Source organism: Marnyiella aurantia, from assembly GCF_014041915.1.
GTDB classification, from domain to species: Bacteria; Bacteroidota; Bacteroidia; order Flavobacteriales; family Weeksellaceae; genus Marnyiella; species Marnyiella aurantia.
This window is the reverse complement of record NZ_CP059472.1, coordinates 766,074-787,787: the sequence shown is the minus strand read 5'-3', so window position 1 is coordinate 787,787 and position 21,714 is coordinate 766,074. Positions and strand designations below refer to the sequence as shown.

Genomic DNA, 21,714 nt, shown 5'->3' with positions numbered 1-21,714 from the left:
CAACCAATTAATTAAAGCTTATGAGTAAAAATTACAGAGAAAAAACGAGACTTTTGAGGGGCAGAATACGCAGTATGCTGGCCGGTTTGAGTGTGTTACTGCTTTCGGCAGCTATTGGGACGAAATTACAGGCACAGGTAAGTGCCTATTTATTCTCTCAGAGTATGGGAACGTTTACTCCGATTACAGGAGGAACAGTATTAGGAACAGCTACAGGAAATACATCAACTACTAATCTTAACAGTCAGGTTTATTCTGTAACTCTACCTTTTGCATTTAATTTTAACCAGCAAAGCTACACGGAGTTAAATGTCTCTACGAACGGCTTTGTCACCTTTGGGGCTACCGCGCCAAGTGCAACTTTATCTTCACCTATCTCATCCTCCATCGCTTATGAGGGCGCCATTGCAGCGTTTGCACGCGACTTAACATCTTTCTATAATATTGCAGGACGCACCGGAAACATCAGTTGGGAAACAGTCGGTACTGCTCCAAACAGGGAAGTGGTTATCCAATGGACGGATTTCAGACCAACCAATACCACTTCAACGACGAGTGTGTATTCATTTTCTTTCCAGATAAGACTGCAGGAGACTACGAACATTATTTCCACGGTATATACCAGCGGATCATATTTAGTAGGTTCCACCTCATATTCATCATCCGTCAACCAGATCGGTCTGCGGGGAGCCACAAACTCCGATTTTAATAACCGGTATAACCCAACCGGAACTTTATTCATTAATTCTGAAGCAGGAACCTCCAACGGTTTGGATCAGTCTTTCAGCACGGTAAATGTTCCCCCCGGAATGCCCACGGACGGCCTTACCTATACCTGGACACCGCCTACCTGTTATTCGCCGGTTTCATTTACACCCGGACCAGTGACCGTGGGTACAGCAGTGGTAAACTGGACGGCGCCTGCTCAGCTTCCTGCCGCCGGTTACGATATTTATTATAATACTACCGGCGTTGCACCGGATTCATCAACGGTATTGGATGGAACAAATTCTTTATCTGTATCAAGTTCGGCCCTTTCAGCTACCCTTTCCGGGCTTAGCTCCGGCACTCAGTATTATATCTGGATACGTGGTAAATGTTCCTCCACCGATTTCGGAAACTGGTCATCAGGAATTACATTGAGTACCGAGTGTGTACCCTTGAATGCGCCTTATACCCAGAATTTCGACACTGCACCCGTCGGTAGCAGTACCAATAATACTGCTCCGGTGTGCTGGACCTATTCCGAAGAATCAGGGTCTGCTGCTTACGGTTATGTATCCACCAGTAATTCAGTTTCAGCTCCGCACAGCTTTTATATGTACAACAGCTCTGACACTACCGGTAATATTCTGTTGATTTCACCTCAGACATTAAACCTGGCTGACGGAACAAAGTGGGTGAAATTTTCAGCCAGGGGAAGTGGCAGCGCCTCTATCCTTGAAGTAGGAACCCTGGACAGCCCATCCAATCTGGGCAGTCTTTCACTTTTAACTACAATTCCCTTAACGAATTCGCATCAGGAATATACGGTAGTGATTCCTGCCGGCACACATCAGTATTTGGTATTCAGACATGGGCTAGGCGGTACTTACCGTGGCATCTATATGGATGATATCACCGTTGAAGATGCTCCCACCTGCTTTGAACCTACTGCACTTTCTGTAACTGCAGGAAGCGTAACCGGTACCGGTGGTACCATTAGCTGGGCGGCTCCCTCCACGCCGGCTACCGGATATGAAATCTATTACAGTACAGATCCTACAGCTCCTGTAGCCGGTACCGTACTGGACGGTACCAACTCACTCTCTGTGGTTGGCACAACCGCAACCCTTTCCGGACTTAATCCATCAACAGTATATTATGTATGGGTAAGGTCTGTGTGCTCGGCTTCGGACAAGAGTGTCTGGACACCCACCGCGGTAACAATGGTTACTCTTTGTCAGCCACCGGGTATATCTGCCACAACAGTAACACCGGTACCCGTATGTGTAGGCGGAACGGCTACCATAACCGCAACGGCAGATGCTGGGGCACAGATTAACTGGTATGCAAATGCTGCGGATACAACTCCGTTAGCCACGGGAACTACCTTTACTACGGGACCACTGAATGTGACCACAGATTTCTATGTGTCTTCCGGATCAGGAAGTACGGGAAATGTGGGTCCGGCAAGTCCATCATCACTTGGAACCATCAGTGCCTCTAATTATGCCATCGGTACCTATTACCAGATTTTTGATGTTGTTACGCCAGTTACTTTAAACACTGTAGATGTTTTTCCCGCCACTACTGTAGCCATCGGTACTGCATCTTCAATTGAGATCAGGGACAGCAGTGGTGCAACTTTGGTTTCAGTTCCGTACACAGTTTCGGTGAACGATGGAGTGACACCACAAACTGTAGCTCTGAACTACCTTCTGCCGGTCGGCACGGGTTACAGGATCGGGCAGGGAGTAGGTATTAATCTTCAGCGTAATACTTCCGGTGCCACCTATCCCTTCACTTCACCCGCGATCAATGTAACGGGAAATAACTTTACCTCCGGTCCTGACTACTGGTACTATATCTATAACTGGAATTATTCAACTGGTTGCGAGAGTGCTAAATCTGTAGTAACTGTTACGGTGGACCCTAACTGTACAATGGGAACCTCTGAGGCAGGAAACACTAACGAACCGGTGATCTATCCTAATCCATTTATGGATATTGTAAACATCTCCGACGTGAAGGATTTGAAAACTGTCACAGTGCTTGATATGTCAGGCAGAATGGTGAAGACTATTGCCAATCCTGGACGACAGATTAATCTTTCTGAATTGAAAGCCGGAATGTATATCCTTAAACTGGATTACAAAGATGGGACTTCCAAGTCAGTGAAAGCAATTAAAAAGTAATCTTATTTATATTGGATCTTGAGCGGCCTCCAATGAGGCCGCTTTTTTGTGGAATTCTAAGCTACTGCTGCTCTTTTTAGTTAGGTAAAATGATCCCCCAGATTTCACAGCTGGCTGAAATTATAAAGCAGATCACAGTGAACTACATAGCGCGGAGGGCTGAAGATAGGGTTTAGTGCCCAGATAGGGTTGTTTTTTATCAGTTCAGCACCCACGAAGACGGTTTTTAGCTGCTAATCTTTCTCCACCTAAAAACATATATTCAATGGTCGGGCCATCGCAGTTATCGGGACTAATACGAAGGAGAAAGCGGATTAGATGGGAGAGAGGGCTACTAGGTACGACCGTATTCATGCGGAAAACAAGTGGGATTTCACAACATGATAAATGACAGAATTTGATAATGCACCTGAATCTTTCTGGGTTATGTTCTAAAGAGGCTTTCTTCAGTATTTTAGAAAGTGCCAAAAATTAATAAGCATTCATTGCTGTAGCCTGTTCAGCATCTTTGGTCGCGGGATAAATTGTAGTCATACGGGCATTTTGCCGGGAAAGCCATTTTTTAACAGTGCATTTTTAATCTGTAAAAATATGCGCATAGACCTCTGCTCCCAGTTAATTACAGCAGATTATTCTTTTTCCTAATTTATCTTAAAAGCATTGGTTGTTTGAGATTATGATACTTGAATTTATCCATATGTAAAATATTTCTTATATTTAACTTGAATATTTAAACTTAATAAAATGATAAAATTTTACCAGGAAAAGAATCATGGACTTCGGAAAAGGGTAAGCACCCTTCTTACCGGGGTCGGTGTACTACTGCTCACATCAGCTACCGCGCTCAATATGAATGCGCAGGTCAGTGCTTACAGCTTTGCGCAAAGTAGCGGTGTGTTTTTTCCGCTTACCGGGGGAACAGTTTTAGCAACTGCCACGGGAAACACTTCAACTACGAATCTGAACAGCGCGATCTATCCGGTTACGCTGCCTTTCAGCTTTCAGTTTAACAATCAGAGTTACACCTCTCTGAATGTTTCAACAAATGGCTTTATCACTTTTGGTGCTACGGCCCCAACAACAAGTTACTCCACGCCAATATCCGGATCGACAGCTTATGATGGTGCAGTTTCGGCTTTTGGGCGGGATATCAGTTCGTTTTATGATGTCGCAGGCCGTACTGGAGATATCCGCTGGGAAACCTTAGGTACTGCTCCTAACCGTGAGGTAGTAATACAATGGACCAATTTCCGGCCAACAAGTTTAACCGGAATCACATCTGTTTACAGTTTTTCATTTCAAATCAGGCTTAAGGAGACTAGCAATGTAGTTGCTGTAGTGTATTCGCAGGGTGATTATCTGGTGGGTTCTACATCTTATTCGTCGGCAATAAACCAGGTAGGGCTTCGCGGTATGACTAATGCCGATTTTAATAACCGGTTCAATGCAGCTGCTACCCCTTATACCGGTTCAGTACCAGGGACCAGCAACAGTGATGACCAGGCATTCAACACTACTGTTGCGGTTCCAGGCATGCCCTCAGACGGATTAACTTATACCTGGACTCCTCCTACTTGCTACGCACCTACTACCATTGCCTTAGGTGCTGTCGGCCTTAATGCAGCGCAAATTGACTGGACTGCATCCGCGCAGGTTCCTGCCATGGGGTATGAGATTTACTTTAACACAACAGGCGTTGCCCCTGATGCTTCAACTGTCTTAGACGGTTCCAACTCTGTAAGCGTTGCCGCTGGCTCACTTTCAGGAACCATCTCCGGACTTACTTCCGGGACACAATATTATGTTTGGGTTCGAGGTAAATGCAGCGCAACAGACAGCAGTAACTGGTCATCTGTACTAAGTTTTGCAACAACCTGTAACGCAGTGTCGGCACCTTACTATGAAAGTTTTGATTCTACTCCCGTAGGTTCCACCACAAATCCAAATGCGCCTGCGTGTTGGTCTTATCTGGAAACTGCAGGCTCTGCAGGTTCGGGTTATATTAGTACTTCAAATGCACTTTCAGCTCCTCATAGTTATGTGCTTGCTAACGGAGCAGATACTACGGGTGATGTAATGCTGGTTTCTCCTCAGACTTCCAACCTTTCCGACGGGACCAGACAGGTTAGATTTTCGGTTCGTGCAGGTGGCAATAACTATACTATGGATGTAGGAACTCTATCCGATCCGTCAAATCCCGGAACCTTTAATGTTATATCTACTGTTTCGCTAACCCAAACCTATGTTGAACATATAGTTGCTCTGCCTGCAGCTTCTAACCAGTATGTTGCATTCAGACATGGTTTGGGCGGAAGCAGCCGTACGGTATATCTGGATGATATTTTCGTAGAGAAAATACCGACCTGTTTTGAACCTACAAATCTGGCGGTTACTGCCGGATCCGCCACAACTGACGGAGGTGTTCTTACTTGGACAGCACCCACCACAGTAGCTGTGAGTTACGAACTTTATTTCAGTACTGATCCCACAGCTCCGGTAGATACTACTGTACTGAACAGTTCAAATTCCCTCTCTGTGGCTGGTACTACAGCAACCCTGTCTGGATTAGCTCCGGCTACAATTTATTATATATGGGTAAGATCTGTGTGCTCTGCTACGGATAAGAGTGTCTGGACTCCGGTATCGGTTACGCTTGCGACGTTATGTCAGACCCCATTAATCACCGGCACTACAGGAACTGTAATTTGCAGCGGTACCGCAACTTTAAGTGCCACGGGCTCTGCCGGAACTACGCTTAACTGGTATGATGCCGCAACAGGAGGAAACCAGGTAGGTACAGGGGGTACTTTTACTACACCGGCACTAACCGCCACTACAAACTATTGGGTATCAGCTGCTACATCAGGAAGTCCCACATATGTTGGTCCTGTATCTCCGGCACTATTGGGTACCAGCTCCAATACCAATACAAATTGGAACCTACTGTTTACTGTTTCATCTAATATTACGTTGAATTCTGTTGATGTGTTTTCCGGCACCGCAGGTCAGGCCGGAGTTATTGAAATTCTGGATGCAAATGATGTAGTTGTGGGTTCTTATCCTTTTACAACTTCAGGAGCAGGAGCATCCACACCACAAACAATCCCCTTAAATATAGCATTAGCTCCCGGTAATTATTCAATGAAGAGAACAGGAGCAGCTAATCTGTATCGAAATTCAGTGGGTGCCACTTTTCCATACAGTACTCCGGAGTTAACGATTACCGGAACGACATTTGTAAATTATCCTGCGTACTATTTTTATTTCTATAATCTGAACTTTACAGGCTACTGCGAATCACCAAGGACAATGGTTACTGCCACGGTGGACTGTACCATGGGAACTTCGGAAGCACACAGCGCTGGAGATGTGAAAGTATATCCAAATCCGTTTACTGAGGTTATAAATATTTCAGAGATCCGCGATGTACAGTCCATTACGGTTCTGGATATGTCCGGAAGGCTGGTAAAGACTTTAGACAGACCTGCAGCCCAAATTAATTTATCTGAATTAAACGCTGGATTGTACCTTATCAACCTTAAATATAAGGATGGCTCTTCGAAGAGCATAAAAGCAGTGAAAAAGTAGTAATTTTTATACTGCTATAAACAGTGCAGGAGGCTGTCTCAGAACGAGGCAGCCTCTTTTTTGCAATATGTAAATGGATTTATATGATCTGAATTTTTATCGTCTTGCGGACTCCCTTGAAAAAAAAGAGATTCCATACTGAGTCCTAATCTCGTATACGTAAAGAAGAGATTGTGTCTAAAATTTTGCGGATAAATTCATGAATGGAGTGTTGCCATGACCTTTTAATAAAAAAGACCAGGTTTATGGTAAAAAAGTTTATCTTTATTCGCTAATTAATAATAAAAATATAGATGGAAAAATTTTACATGATGAAGGGTATGCCACAAAAAAGGCGCTCTTTTTTTGCCGGTATTTTATCGGCAGTTTTGTTCACGATTGGGGGAAATGTGCTACACGCACAGGTGAGTTCTTACGCGTTTCAGCAGAGCAACGGTACTTTTACGCCGGTAACGGGCGGGACGGTTCTGGGTACCGCAACCGGAAATACTTCAACGACCAACCTAAACAGTGCTATCTATCCTGTTACACTGCCCTTTGCCTTCCAGTTTAACGGGCAGAGTTATTCTGCGCTGAACGTTTCAACAAACGGCTTTATAACCTTCGGCGCCACGACTCCTATCGCCAGCTATTCCACACCTATTTCGGGCAGCACTGCTTATGAGGGTGCGGTGTCGGCATTTGGCCGGGACATCAGTTCCTTTTTTAATGTTGCCGGACAGACTGGTGATATCCGTTGGGAGACCATAGGAACAGCGCCAAATAGAGAAGTGGTGATCCAGTGGACTAATTTCCGACCAACCAGTGTGGCTACCATCACAACCGTATATAGTTTTTCCTTTCAAATCAGATTGCAGGAAACCTCTAACAAGGTTGCTGTGGTATATAGTTCAGGATCCTACCTTGTGGGTTCCACGAGTTATAGTTCCGCAGTTAATCAGGTCGGGCTTCGCGGAGCAACAAATACAGATTTTAACAATAGATTCAATGATACCTCCACATCATATAACAGCTCGGCAGCAGGTACTGCAAATGGTGATGACCAGGCCTTCCACACAGTAAATGCCACACCAGGAATGCCCGCTTCGGGCCTTACTTACACCTGGACTCCACCGTCCTGCTATCTGCCTTCAAGTCTTCAGGTTACTCCTGGATCTCCCACTACCAGCAGTGGGGTGATGACGTGGACTTCTTCCGCAAGTACCGCATCCGGATACGAATTGTATTACAGCACCACTAATGTAGCACCCACTGCCTCGACTGTTCTGGATGCAACCAACTCTGTATCTGTTTCCGGCACCACTGCGACCATTTCAGGACTTACCCCATTAACCACTTATTATGTTTGGATCAGAACGGTATGCTCTTCCACAGATAAAAGTATCTGGTCTCCTGTGGCAATTACCTTAAGTACACTTTGTTCGCCACCAGCAATTACCGGTACCAGTGTTACTCCCACTCCGGTGTGTCTGGGTGGAACGGCAACTTTAACTGCAGCCGCAGATGCCGCAGCCACCGTATACTGGTACGCGGATGCTTCCACAACTACGCCGCTTAGTACCGGACCTACCTATACCACACCTGTCCTAACTGCAACCACCAGTTATTGGGTATCGGCGGGAGTAGGTTCAACGGGAACCGTTGGTAAAGATGTGCCTGTATCCACCAGCACCAACAACGGGTTTAGTGACGTGGGTTTAATGTTTGATGCGTTCAGCAATTTTACACTGGTATCGGTAGACGTATACCCTGTCTCTACTACCTCCACCTCCGGTACAGTTACCATTGCCTTAAAGAACTCGGCAGGGGTGGAACTACAGTCTTACACAGCAAATGTTACGGTATCTCCAACCGGAGCACTGAATACTATACCACTTAATTTTGCAGTACCTTCAGGCATTGGCCACCGTTTAGTCGTGACGGCAGCTTCAGGAATGACAGGTTTGATCCGTGAAAGCAGCACCGGTTTCGCTTATCCTTATATCTTGCCTGGTTTTGCAAGTATTAATTCGGCATATACTTCCGGTGCGTCCAACCTTTATTATTATTATCTGTACAACTGGTCTGTATCCGCCATATGCGAATCTGCACGGACTATGGTTACTGCCACTTACGACAGTACCTGCACCATGGGAACTTCTGAAGCCGATAGCGCTGGAAGTATCAAAGTGTATCCGAATCCGTTTACTGATGTAGTAAACATTTCAGATGCGAAAGACCTGAAATCAGTTTCTGTACTCGATATGTCCGGCAGAATGGTGAAGTCCGTGGCCAATCCGGGAAGACAGCTCAATTTAGGTGAGTTGAAATCCGGAATTTATATTCTTAAGCTTGATTTTAAGGAGGGATCAGTGCAAAATATTAAAGTAATCAAGAAGTAATTTCTTCTATTTTTGCTTATTGATCAGACAGCCTTCGGGCTGTCTTTTTTTATTCAACAGCTCCATTGCCTTCACACCCCATCACCTCTGTAACGAATGACAAAAGTTCAAACATATGGTTATTTTAATAGACTTCTTCTATCGGATAAGGTGCGTAGGTATAGTTAATTCAAATAATGTGAAATAAAATTGCGTTTTTTAGATTTTAATGTATATTTACGTCTTAATACAAACAAAAAACAGATGAAAAAATTCAGACTTTTTTATGCTCTGCTGATAGGCCTCATGTCTAGTCAGCTGTATGTTGCGCAGAATTTTACGCTACCGGATTGTTCTTCACCATTGGGATCGAACATTTATGGACCAATGAACAGTGTGACAACTGCTAACAGTAAAAACCGAACCGCCTTTATTATTCCGGCCAGCCAACTCTTGGATGTTGCGAACGGAACGCTAACGTCAACCTATTTTAAGAGGTTTTCATCTACCACTACTTTGCCAGCGGGAACCACTTTCAGTATTTACCTGAAGAATACCCCTGCTGTAGATTTTGCAACTGCACCTTCATGGTCTGCAGAAATCACCACGGCAACCCTGGTGTACACTGGAGATCCGTCTGCCATTGTGGGAAGCACTGCAGGATATAAGCAGTTTCCGCACACCACCAATTTTACTTATACAGCGGGCAGTAACCTTGCGGTATTTGTGGAATATGTTCAAACTACCGGTCCTACTGCCGCAATAACCTGGGAGTATGAGTACACCGGACCATGTATTAATACCGGTAACAGTAACACAACACGGTACCTAAATACCACGGGTGCTTTATCTGATGCTCTGACCAATGCAAATTACAGACGTCCAAAAATGGCCTTCGATGTGCTGGCTACTGCGCCACCAGCGTGTACAACCATCACTGCTCCAAGCGCCGGTGCTGTAAATGTAGTTAACGGAAGTTCCCTGACGTGGAACGCGGCTGCATTTGCTGCGGGATATAAACTTTATATTGGAACGACCCCTGGTGGGACTGATATTGTGAACGGTACAAACCTGGGAAATGTAACCAGCTACACCTTTACCGGATTGCTGCCTTCTACTACCTATTATGCCCGAATTGTCCCAACCAACGCAATTGGAGACGCTACTGGCTGTACTGAAATCTCATTTTCAACGCCGGCCACGCCTTCAAATAATGAATGTGCAACAGCTGTGGCATTAACCGTAAATGCAAACGACGCCTGCGCAGCACCGGTTGCCGGCAATACCTTAGGTGCCACCGAATCAATGGCAGCAGCACCCTGCACTGGTAATGCAGACGATGACGTGTGGTATTCATTTGTGGCAACCTCCACTTCGCATATCATTTCATTATCCAATGTGGTGTCCACGGGCGCAACTGCTACAACAGACATGTACTATCAGGTACTTAGCGGCGCATGCGGAACAATGACAAGTATTCTCTGTTCAGATGCCAACGCTAATCTGGCCGGCGGACTGACCGTTGGGCAAACCTATTATGTACGGGTATACACTGTAGCAGGGCCCGGTGGCAGTGCAAGTTTCAGTATTTGTGTAACTACACCACCACCACCACCGGCAAATGATAACTGTATTACTGCAGTCGTCCTTATTCCAAGTGCTATATCAACGTGTGCCACTCCGGTTTCCGGAACCACCCTTGGTGCCACGGATTCAGGTGTAGCGGTTACCCCGTGTACCGGTACTGCTGACGATGATGTCTGGTATTCCTTTGTGGCCACCAGCACTTCCCATATGGTAGTAGTTTCCAATATTCTGTCTGTTGGAGCGGTTAATTCAACGTCTTTCTATGTACAGGTGATGACAGGTTCCTGCGGTACCCTAACCAGCGTAGCATGTGACACTACTGCAGCAACCCCGGTTTCACTGACTGCCCTGACTGTAGGTCAAACCTATTATGTCAGACTGTATAACTCCAATATTGGTGTGACTTATGCGAATTCCTTTGATATCTGTATCATTACCCCAGTGGTTCCTGCTAACAACGATTGTGCAAGCGCGGTCATGCTTACAGCAAGTTCCACCGGTACCTGTGCTGCGGCTGTATCAGGAACTACATTAGGTGCCACTGCCTCTGCGGATGCTCTGGCACCCTGTACCGGTACCGCTGATGATGATGTTTGGTATTCATTTGTTGCCACAAGTACAGCACATACTGTAACCCTTTCCAATGTGGTTTCGGTGGGTACCACTTCCAGCACCTCACTCAATCTTCAGGTACTTGGAGGAACCTGTGGTTCGCTGACAAATATCCTGTGCGACACCACAGCTGCTTCACCGGCAGTACTAACCGGCTTAACGGTTGGTAGTACATATTATGTGCGGGTTTATAATTCTGGTACCGGTTCATTGACTAATGCCAATTCATTCGATATTTGTGTAACCACATCTGCGCCTGTACCGGCCAATGATGAGTGTGCTACAGCCACAACATTGACTCCAAGTACTACGGCTGCATGTACACCAACAAGCGGAACGACTGTGAGTGCAACGGCCAGTACCGGAACTGCACCTACCTGCAATGCGACAGGAATTGATGATGATGTTTGGTATAAGTTTACAGCAACTTCTGCAACTCACATGGTCCAGGTTAATTACAGCGATAATGCGACTACCACTCAGGTGTACTCAGGAACGTGCGGCAGTTTAACTGCTCTCAGTTGCTTCGGCGGAGCCTTTGGAAATTCCAATGTACTCATGACCGGGCTTTCCGTAGGAACCGAGTATTATGTACGGGTATTTTCAACTTCAGCAGTTTTGGGAGTGTATTCCAATTTCCAGATTTGTATTACAACACCATCTGTACCAACCAATGATACCTGTGCGGGCGCTACTGCAATAGCATGTAACGGAACTGTGACCGGTAACAATGCCCTGGCGACAGATGATACATTACCTGCTTCCGCCTGCGGAAGTGCCACGGGAGCTAACTTCAAAGGAGTGTGGCATACCCTCACCGCCACGTCAAACGGCCCGATTACCCTGAGTGCCTGCGGGACTGAGTTCGATGCCTATTTGCGGGTATACAGTGGTGACTGTACTACACAGGTATGCGTTTCTAATGTATCGGGCACTGGGTATGCCGACTCTGGCTGTCCTGCACCGAATCTTTATAACGCGCCAACACTTACCTTTACTGCAACTGCGGGAACAACTTATTATATTCTTCTTACAGGCTTTGCGGCAACAAGGATAGGAAACTACAGCATTACTGCCACCTGTTCTACTTTAAGTACTTCGCAGGTCATAGCAGGTGCTGAAAAAGTAACTGTTTACCCTAATCCGTTCACCGATATGGTCCATATCTCCGATGTCAAGGATTTAAAAGCGGTAACTGTAGTCGATATGTCCGGAAGAATGGTAAAAACAATTGCCAATCCGGGTAGACAGATCAACTTGGGTGAACTGAAATCCGGCCTCTATATCCTGAAACTGGATTATAAAGGCGGAACTGTGAAAACAGTGAAGGTAATTAAGAAGTAGTTAGAAATCAGTTAAATATTGGAAGCAGTCGTTTTGAAAACGGCTGCTTTTTTTTGTGTTTTGTAGGTTTTGCTTACAATTGATTAATCATTAAAATACTCACAATTGAAATTATAAATACATAATTGATAAATTCGTAAATTATTATCTCATTTAACTTAGTTACAATTATATATTTAGTTAAAATTTTTTATTTTATAAGTTAAAATTAGCGGTATTGTATGTATTTCAATAAATGATGTATATTTACCCTCGAATTTAAACTTTTAACATTTATGAAAAACTTTTACAAAAAAGTACCGCGCACTTCCCGATGGCGGTACTTCAGCAGTATGTTGCTGATGGTTCTTACCGCGTCGCTCGGTAATGTGAAAGCGCAGGTCAGCGCATACACCTTTTCGCAAAGTAATGGTGCTTTTTCAAGTATTGCAGCCAGTGGTACGGTGGTAGCGGGTAGTGAAGCTACTACATCAACAACCAACGACACGTCGGGTTGGACGGTTACTATACCTTTTGATTTCAATTTTAACGGTAACAACTACAATTCAGTTTATGTGAACTCTAACGGCGGAGCTACATTTGGAGCTGTAACGAACACCGGTTCTTCACTTATATCTGCTACAACAGCTTATGATGGAGCTATAAGTGTAATGAACCGGGATTTGTGGGGAGCTTTCATTACTTCCGGTGTTACAACGAACGGATCAAATGTGATAACGAATGTGGTTTCAATGCAGGGGATTGAAGTTGGCAAGGCATTAAATGCTGTTAACGGAATCCCAACAGGTGCAACCGTCACCGCATTTGATGCAACTGCAGGAACCATCACAATGTCTGCACCTGCAACCAGTAGTTCAAGTGCAGCTGTGGTTAGATATGGCAGTGGCATTGTTTATACTGCTACCGAAGGTACTGCCCCGAACCGGGTGTTTGTGATTGAATGGAAGGGATATAATGATTATGGGAGTGCCGCTTCCGATAGCAATCATCTGAATTTTCAACTGAGGCTTGCCGAAACCAGTAATATTGTGTCAGCGGTTTATGGACCGTCCTATATTTTTAGTACCGGTTCCAAAACAAATCAGATTGGTTTACGAGGGTTTGCTAACTCTGATTATAATAACAGGGCAGGCACTGTGTCCAACCCTTGGAATGCGACAAATGCCGGGACCAGTAATTCTGCTACCGTTGCAAGAAACAATACCAATTTTCCTGCTTCTGGTCTCACTTTCAACTGGACTCCTCCAATCTGTATAGCGCCGGGCATCGTAACATTTGGAATACCGTCATCCAGCTCAGTATCTTTAAGCTGGCCTGCTTTACCGGCTGCATCCAGCTACACTATTTATTATAGCACAACCAATACAGCGCCTACAGCTGCAACGGTTTTAGATGCTACTAATTCAGTTACTGTTACAGCTCCTGCTTCAACGGGTACTATTGCAGGTCTTAACCCTTCAACCCAGTATTACGTATGGCTTCGGACTAACTGTACTGCCCCTGATCAGAGCGTCTGGTCAGCCAAAGGGAGTTTTGTTACAGCATGTCCTGCGGTAACTGCACCATGGACTTATACTGTTGAATCTGCTGCAAATACTACAAGTGCAGTTATTGCAGACTGTTGGTTCACAAACCCCGGCGGAACTACAACACTTTACAGGTGGAATGTTGATGGGTCGGGTTCTACGCCTTCTTCAGATACAGGGCCTGCATCTGCATATAGCGGCGTTAGGTATTTTTATACTGAAGCATCAGAGGGTTCAACCGGAAGTATTGCGGAACTGTACACTCCAAATGTAAATGTAACCGCATTAACAAATCCTTCATTACAGTTTTACTACCATATGTATGGAGCCACCATGGGAGCTTTGCATGTGGATGTGTTTGATGGTGCTGCATGGACCAATGATATGCTTGTTTTAACAGGCCAGCAAAACACTTCTTTAACAGATCCCTGGAAGTTAGCGATTGTGGATTTAGGTGTTCTCAACATCACTGGTGATGTAAAAGTCCGCTTCAGAGCAGTTAGAGGAACTGATTTCTATGGAGACTTGGCCATTGATGATATTAGCTTTATGGAAGCACCTAGCTGCTTTATCCCTACAGCTTTAACAGTGGATTCATTTACAGCAGTAACAGCCACTGTATCATGGACAGCACCTGCTAGTGTTCCTTCCGCCGGCTATAATGTGTATTACAGTACTGTTAATACGGCTCCAACTGCGTCCACTGTTCTTGATGCTACAAATTCTGTATCCTCAACTACAGTGTCCGCAACAATTCCGGGTTTAGTACCAAACACTACTTATTATATTTGGGTAGCATCCAACTGTGGGACGTCACAAAGTACCTGGGTTGGTCCTGTTAGTATTTACACAGGTTACTGTTCACCAGCTCCAAGTTCTGTGGACGGACAGGGAATTATCAATGTAACCTTCGGTTCCGGAACAAATGTGGTGAATAACACCACTGCCGCAGAAACCGGAAATTATGGAAATTACAGCGCCATGGTAGGAGATATTCCCGCAGGTGTTGCTTCGCAGGTAAATATTACCTACGCTACAGGTTATTCCTACGGCACAAAAATCTGGATCGATCTTAATAATGATTTGATTTTTAATGACGCCACGGAATTGCTGTACACAGGTTTGTCAACATCAGCTGATCCGACCACTTTATCAGCACTGATTACCATACCTGCTACAACTGCGCCTGGTACTTACAGAATGAGAATTGGGGGTACCGATAATGATGCTGGTCCTAGCTCGTCGTGCTATACAGGTACATATGGTGCTTTTGAGGATTATACCGTAAATGTCACTCCTCCACCATCCTGTTTGCCTCCAACCGGTATTACCGTGGATGCCGCATCAATTACCTCAACAGGTGCGAATGTTAATGTAACTGTATCCTCACCAGCTCCGGCGAATGGCTATACAGTTTACTACAGTACAGTAAATACGGCTCCAACCTCGTCCACAGTATTAGATGCAACCAACTCTGCCGGAAGCACCACAAATACAGTGGCGTTAAGTGCGCTTACTCCATCTTCTACTTATTTTGTGTGGGTTCGTGCCAACTGCTCTGCTACCGACTTGAGTGATTGGGTAGCCGGACCGTCTTTTAACACATTATGCGCACCTGTAGCTGCACCATATACACAATCGTTCAGTTCAGGATCTTTGCCTAACTGCTGGTCTAATGTGAATCCAACCAGTACCTCTACGAACGCAAATGCTTTCTGGAAATTCTCCGGAACTGCAGATTATGGTGCTGTTATTGCAAACAGCACTAAGCCTGGAGGCACTTTCGCCTGGGTAGACGCAAGTTCACCTTACACCGGTGAGCATACAGTGCAGCTGATCAGCCCTCAAATAGACCTCACGGGACTTACAAATCCTTACCTGCAGTTTGAATGGTTTAAAAATCATTTGGATGCACCAGCAGGTTCATTGCCAAGCTATGACAATAATAAACTGCTTGTGCACGTAACAACCGATGGAACCACCTGGACGCAGATATTTGCGGACGATACAAATTCCAGCGTATGGCGTACTGTAGGAATTCCTCTGGCGTCTTCCTATGTAGGTGCTACAGTAAGATTTCGCTTTACTGTGGACAAAGATGTAGCTGGAAACGGATACTTCTATGATGATCTTCTGTTAGACGAGATTTCTGTATTGCAGAATCCAAATCTTGCTACAGGTGAGGTAGTTTCCAACACTAAGGAGGTGAAGGTGTATCCGAATCCATTTACAGATGTGGTGAACATCTCCGATGTGAAGGACCTGAAATCAGTTTCTGTAGTAGATATGTCCGGAAGAATGGTAAAAACAATTGCCAATCCGGGAAGGCAAATCAACCTAAGTGAACTTAAGGCAGGTCTGTATATCCTAAAACTGGATTATAAAGACGGAACTGTACAAACAGTGAAGGCAATTAAGAAATAATTCTTAATATTTTATTAAACTTAAGGCAGCTGGAAACAGCTGCTTTTTTTATGCAATAAGTTTTCGTCAATAGAGATAACAAATGCTGTATGCCGCAGTATAGATGTACAGCATTCATTTAAATGTAAACATTTGTTTATGTTATTGCGTATTAAATATCCGTTACACGTTTCTGATAAAGGTTTTTTGATTTTTAACGAAAATTATTCATTTTTATAAAAAAGATGTATATTTAGTTTCACATTATAAAAAACAAGATTATGAAAAAACTCTTTATCATTCTGACGATTATGCTGCTTTCAGGCGTCGGGCTCAAAGCCCAGAACGACTGCGTTACAGCGGTTCCGATTGCATCCCTGCCGTTTTCCAGCGGCACTCAGACGACCTGTGGCAAGGTAAATGATTACCCTGCGGGGTCCTTTTGTAATGCGAGTTATGGCGGCGGCGAAGACTATGTTTATTCTATTGCTGTGACCACAGCACCTGTCACTTTAAAATTTACTATGGGTGGGGCGGCTACGTGGAAAATAGTATCTGTGCACTCTGCGTGTCCTCCTACAGCTGCAAACTGCCTGGGGTCTGTTGCCTCGAGTACAGGAGTGGGTGAGGGGTTCATTCACATTCCCAGCAACGGTACGTATTATGTTTATGTGGATACCTGGCCAGCTCCGGCATGTGGAGAGTTTACGCTGGATATTTCAGTTGCGCCACCGGCGCCGAATTGTGCCACTTTAGCGGCTCCTGCCAATGGTACCGTGCTTACGACCAACATCCCTACATTGTCATGGACACCGGCTGCAGGAGGTCCGGTACCAACAGGGTATAAAGTTTACCTCGGTACTGTTAATCCGCCTACAACAGTGGCAGCCACAGTTAACTTTCCTGCCACTTCGTATACGCCTACCGTTCCGCTCTTATACAGTACAACTTATTACTGGTATGTAGTTCCAACTGAAGGGGGTAACGATGCCCTGGGTTGCAATACAACAATTTGGTCCTTTACCACGCCAGCTGCGCCAGCCGCACCAGCGAATGACAACTGTACTGGAGCTATCATGCTCACGGCCAATGCAGGTTCCAGTTGCGCATCGGCGGTAGCAGGCACAACACTATCTGCGACCAGCTCCGGAGTTCCCCTGGGCACCTGTACCGGAACTGCGGATGACGATGTATGGTATTCTTTCATGGCTACCTCTGCAACACATAACATAGTGATTTCAAATGTTGCATCTGTTGGTACAACCTCATCTACATCTTTGTATTCGCAGGTATTCAGTGGTAGTTGTGCAGGTTTAACCAGTCTAATATGTGATACGTCTGCAGCCACTCCAACTGCCCTAGTCGGATTAACAATAGGAACCATTTACTATGTCCGGGTATATAACAGTAACACCGGATCTACAGCCTATGCAAACACCTTTAACATTTGCGTTATCACTCCCGTAGTGCCACCTAATGATAACTGCGACGCTGCAGTCGTGCTTACGCCCAGTGCTTCAGGGACCTGTGCAACTCTTACTGCAGGGACCACTCTGGGCGCAACAAGTTCAGGTATTGCGCCAGCGCCGTGCACCGGTACAGCCGATGATGACGTATGGTATTCATTTGTTGCCACAAATGTTACCCATTTGGTGAACCTGTCTAATGTGGTTTCCGTCGGTACCGGTACAAATAGCACCTCGCTGTATCTGCAGGCCTTCAGCGGCGCATGCGGTACTCTTACAAGTATCCTCTGTGATACTTCGGCGGCAAGTGCGGCCCAGCTAACCGGATTGACGGTAGGCAATACCTATTATGTGCGGGTTTATAACAGCAATGGTGCGGGCTATGCCAATTCGTTCAATATTTGTGTTACCCTCCCGCCTTCCCCTCCTGCAAACGATAATTGCACGAGCCCGGTTGCACTTACACCCGGCGCTACTTTTGCACAAAATGCACTTACAACGACCAGTCTTGGTGCAACCACCGACGGCGCTCCGCAGTCCTGTCAGACCAGTGCGGATAATAACGTTTGGTATTCCGTAGTAGTTCCAGCATCGGGTAGCATTACTATTGCTACAGGACCCGTAGCCGGATCGCCGATGACCGATACTGTCCTGAATGTGTTTAGCGGAACCTGCGGTACACTTACTCCGGTTACCGGTGGTTGTAATGACGATAATTTAGGCGACGCTTTTTCCACCGTAAACCTTACAGGACAAACAGCAGGGTCTACACTCCTCATCAGCGTACTGAAATGGAATGGCGGCTCTCCGCAGGACGGACCGTTCCAGATCTCAGCCTATGACGGATCTCTGGGAACTCTTGATCCTGCCGCTGAGGTTAAAGAAGTGAAAGTGTATCCAAATCCATTTACGGAATTCGTTCATTTTGCAGATGCAAAAGATCTCAAATCAATATCCGTCATGGACATGTCCGGTAGAATAGTGAAAACCGTTTCAAATCCGGGACGACAAATCAGTTTAGGCGAACTGAAAGCCGGACTTTATATCCTGAAGCTGGATTATAAAAACGGAACTTCCAAATCTGTGAAAGCGATTAAGAAGTAATTAGTAAATAGTATTTATGAGCTGTCTCACCAATGGGTGGGGCAGCTTTTTTTTGTTATCTCAGATTCAGCTGTTATCGGTAAACAATCACGTAATCTAATCTAAATTTTTTATCTATTAAAATATGATATGTTAATCATTTTGCAAAATACCCGTATAATAAATAAAAAAAAGGCTTAAATTCCTGGGAATATTAAATAGATTTTCTATATTAGCTATAAATACAAAAAATTTGATAAAATGAAGAGAATTTATCTATTGGCGGCACTGGGCTTAACCATGGCGCAGTTTTCAGCACAAACTTATTGTCTCCCGGAGTTTGCAAGTGGCTGCAGTGGGGGAGATATGATAGACAGCTTTACGGTCCCGGCGGCAGGATTCGCCCATACTGATACGGGTTGTTCAGCGGGATCCTACGAAGATTTTAGCAGTACCCTCACTTTAACCCTACAGCCTTCTCTGCCGTACGATTTTACAGTTACCCACGACTATAGCGGTCAATATGTGAGCATTTGGGCCGATTTTAATAATGACGGAACCTTTGATCCCACAACGGAATTAATAGGTTCAGGTTCAAGTGGATCAGGAATGCAGACAGCTTCCACGATTACTGTACCGGCAGGCACTCCTGTAGGCACTTACAGAATGCGTGTAGCTGATCGTTGGAATAGTGCACCCATTCCCTGTAACGTATCAGGATATGGAGAGGCACATGACTACACGCTGGCCGTTACCGCCCCGCCCAGCTGCATAGTCCCAGGGAATTTTGCAGCATCAAATATTTTACCTACTTCAGCAGTGCTGACGTGGACTGCACCAACCACTCCTCCTGCTAATGGCTATACGGTGTACTACAGCACTGTAAATGCGGCGCCTACCGCTACTACGGTTTTGGATGCCACCAATTCCTTGAGCACCCCTAACCTGACCGCAACTTTAAATGGCCTTAATCCAACTACTACCTATTATGCATGGATCCGGACAAATTGTACAACCACGGATCAGAGTATCTGGGTTGCTTCAACAGGTTCCTTTACTACGCTTTGTGCAACATTTACTCCAAACTACAGCAATGATTTTAGCACTTTTCCAGGTGCGTGCTGGTCTCAGGCCACCGGTGGTGCACCTGCTACAGGACCAGGAACCGGAACAAGCACTTATTGGTATGATGATGGATTCCTTAACAATGGAAATACCGGTGCAGCAAAGTTCAATATTTATTCCACTGACAGAACAGGATGGCTGATATCCCCGGTATTTGATTTGTCAGCAGGTGGTTACCGTGTTAAATTTGACTATGGCGTTACCGAATATGCCGATATTACACCAAGTGCGCTGGGTTCTGATGATTTGGTTCAATTCCTAATTTCCACTGATGGCGGTGTAACCTGGACTGTTCTTCAGACCTGGGATGCCACCAATTCCCCATCCAACACTACGAACACTTATACCTATAATCTGACCACCTATACTGGTAACAGTACTCGGTTCGCATTATATGTAACTTCGGGTACCACAAATGATGCCGAGGATCTGGATTTCTTCACAGATAATTTTGCGGTGGAGGCCATCCCAACCTGTGACAGTACTACAAATATACTGGTAGATGCTGCTACGGTTACCGCTACCGGTGGATCCATCACATTTACTCCTTCTGTCAGTACGCCAGCCGGCGGTTATCAGGTGTATTTCAGTACTGTAAATAGTGCACCTACCGGTGCAACCGTATTAACCCCTGCAAATTCCGTCACTACGGCTTCGTCACCGGCTATTATTACCGGCCTGTCCGCTGCGACCACGTATTATGTTTGGGTTCGCTCTGTATGTTCAGCCAATGATATGAGCGTCTGGACAGGAGGTGTTCAACTAACAACTGCCTGTGCGACCATTACCCCAGCATACACCAATGATTTCAGCGCATTCCCGGGCGTCTGCTGGGAGCAGGCTTCAGGAGGCACTCCAGCAACAGGACCTACAGGTACAAGTGCGAACTGGTATAATGACGGCTTCCTGAACTCGGGCCCAAGTGGTGCGGCAGGAATTAATCTTTATTCGGATTTCACGACAGGCTGGTTAATGTCCCCTACATTCGATCTTTCTGCAGGACCTTATACCTTAACATTTGATTATGGACTTGTTGAATGGGCCGATACCACATCCGGAGTACTGGGCAGTGACGACCAGGTTCAGGTCCTGATGTCTACCAATGGTGGATCCACCTGGACAGTACTGCATACCTGGGATGCTTCCTCTGCGATCAGTAACACCTCCACAACGTATGCTTATGTGGTAAACGGAGGTACAAACCAAACCAAATTTGCTATTTATGCAACCGAAGGAAGCACCAATGACGCCGAAGATGTGGAATTCTTTGTTGATAACTTCGGACTTGCAGCAGGCGCTTTAGGAGTTGGGGAGATTACTGCAGATAGTAAAGAGGTAAAAGTATATCCAAACCCATTCACCGACGTTGTGAACATCACGGAGGCGAAAGACCTGAAATCAGTGACCGTAATTGATATGTCCGGAAGGTTGGTGAAAACAATTGCCAATCCTGGAAGACAGATTAACTTAAGTGAACTGAAAGCCGGACTTTATATTCTGAAACTGGATTATAAAGACGGAACGTCCAAATCTGTGAAAGCAATTAAGAAGTAATTTAAACGAACTAAACGGGAAGGACAGCTGGCAACAGCTGTCCTTTTTTTTGTGGTTAAATTTAACTGTTATCCGCGGCGCACAATCCCAGATTCGCAAAAAATTATAGATGGCGTTAGATGTCCCGCTCTCCTGGAGTTAAAAAAAAGTAATTATTCTTCAATGTAAA

The 21,714-nt window shown here is 45.3% G+C and carries 7 protein-coding genes; all 7 read left to right on the top strand.

Annotation, left to right across the window (positions count from 1 at the left end):
• The first annotated feature begins 20 nt into the window (after positions 1–20).
• The 7 genes from H1R16_RS03550 (at position 21) to H1R16_RS03520 (ending at position 21,545) form a co-directional block, all read left to right on the top strand.
• Positions 21–2,897, top strand: a complete 2,877-nt coding sequence (locus tag H1R16_RS03550) for a fibronectin type III domain-containing protein (RefSeq protein WP_181887438.1) — start codon at positions 21–23, stop codon at positions 2,895–2,897.
• A 744-nt stretch (positions 2,898–3,641) separates the two neighbouring features.
• Positions 3,642–6,485, top strand: a complete 2,844-nt coding sequence (locus H1R16_RS03545) for a fibronectin type III domain-containing protein (RefSeq protein ID WP_181887437.1) — start codon at positions 3,642–3,644, stop codon at positions 6,483–6,485.
• 293 nt (positions 6,486–6,778) lie between these two features.
• The gene (locus tag H1R16_RS03540; protein WP_181887436.1) at positions 6,779–8,866 is read left to right on the top strand and encodes an Ig-like domain-containing protein; all 2,088 of its coding nucleotides are present in this window, start codon (positions 6,779–6,781) and stop codon (positions 8,864–8,866) included.
• A gap of 243 nt (positions 8,867–9,109) precedes the next feature.
• Entirely contained in the window at positions 9,110–12,388 is a 3,279-nt protein-coding gene (locus H1R16_RS03535) for a T9SS type A sorting domain-containing protein (RefSeq protein ID WP_181887435.1), read from the top strand.
• Between the two features lie 275 nt (positions 12,389–12,663).
• Positions 12,664–16,338 carry a fibronectin type III domain-containing protein gene (locus tag H1R16_RS03530; protein WP_181887434.1) on the top strand — a complete coding sequence of 1,225 codons (3,675 nt, stop codon included), beginning with the start codon at positions 12,664–12,666 and terminating at the stop codon, positions 16,336–16,338.
• A 260-nt stretch (positions 16,339–16,598) separates the two neighbouring features.
• Positions 16,599–18,887, top strand: a complete 2,289-nt coding sequence (locus H1R16_RS03525) for a T9SS type A sorting domain-containing protein (protein ID WP_181887433.1) — start codon at positions 16,599–16,601, stop codon at positions 18,885–18,887.
• Positions 18,888–19,127: 240 nt separating this feature from the next.
• The gene (locus H1R16_RS03520; protein ID WP_181887432.1) at positions 19,128–21,545 is read left to right on the top strand and encodes a GEVED domain-containing protein; all 2,418 of its coding nucleotides are present in this window, start codon (positions 19,128–19,130) and stop codon (positions 21,543–21,545) included.
• Positions 21,546–21,714 lie beyond the last annotated feature (169 nt).

Excerpts from the sequence above, each read along its gene's own strand:
- H1R16_RS03550 (WP_181887438.1), top strand. The coding sequence starts at position 21 with ATGAGTAAAAATTACAGAGAAAAAACGAGACTTTTGAGGGGCAGAATA.
- H1R16_RS03545 (WP_181887437.1), top strand. The coding sequence starts at position 3,642 with ATGATAAAATTTTACCAGGAAAAGAATCATGGACTTCGGAAAAGGGTA.
- H1R16_RS03540 (WP_181887436.1), top strand. The coding sequence starts at position 6,779 with ATGGAAAAATTTTACATGATGAAGGGTATGCCACAAAAAAGGCGCTCT.
- H1R16_RS03535 (WP_181887435.1), top strand. The coding sequence starts at position 9,110 with ATGAAAAAATTCAGACTTTTTTATGCTCTGCTGATAGGCCTCATGTCT.
- H1R16_RS03530 (WP_181887434.1), top strand. The coding sequence starts at position 12,664 with ATGAAAAACTTTTACAAAAAAGTACCGCGCACTTCCCGATGGCGGTAC.
- H1R16_RS03525 (WP_181887433.1), top strand. The coding sequence starts at position 16,599 with ATGAAAAAACTCTTTATCATTCTGACGATTATGCTGCTTTCAGGCGTC.
- H1R16_RS03520 (WP_181887432.1), top strand. The coding sequence starts at position 19,128 with ATGAAGAGAATTTATCTATTGGCGGCACTGGGCTTAACCATGGCGCAG.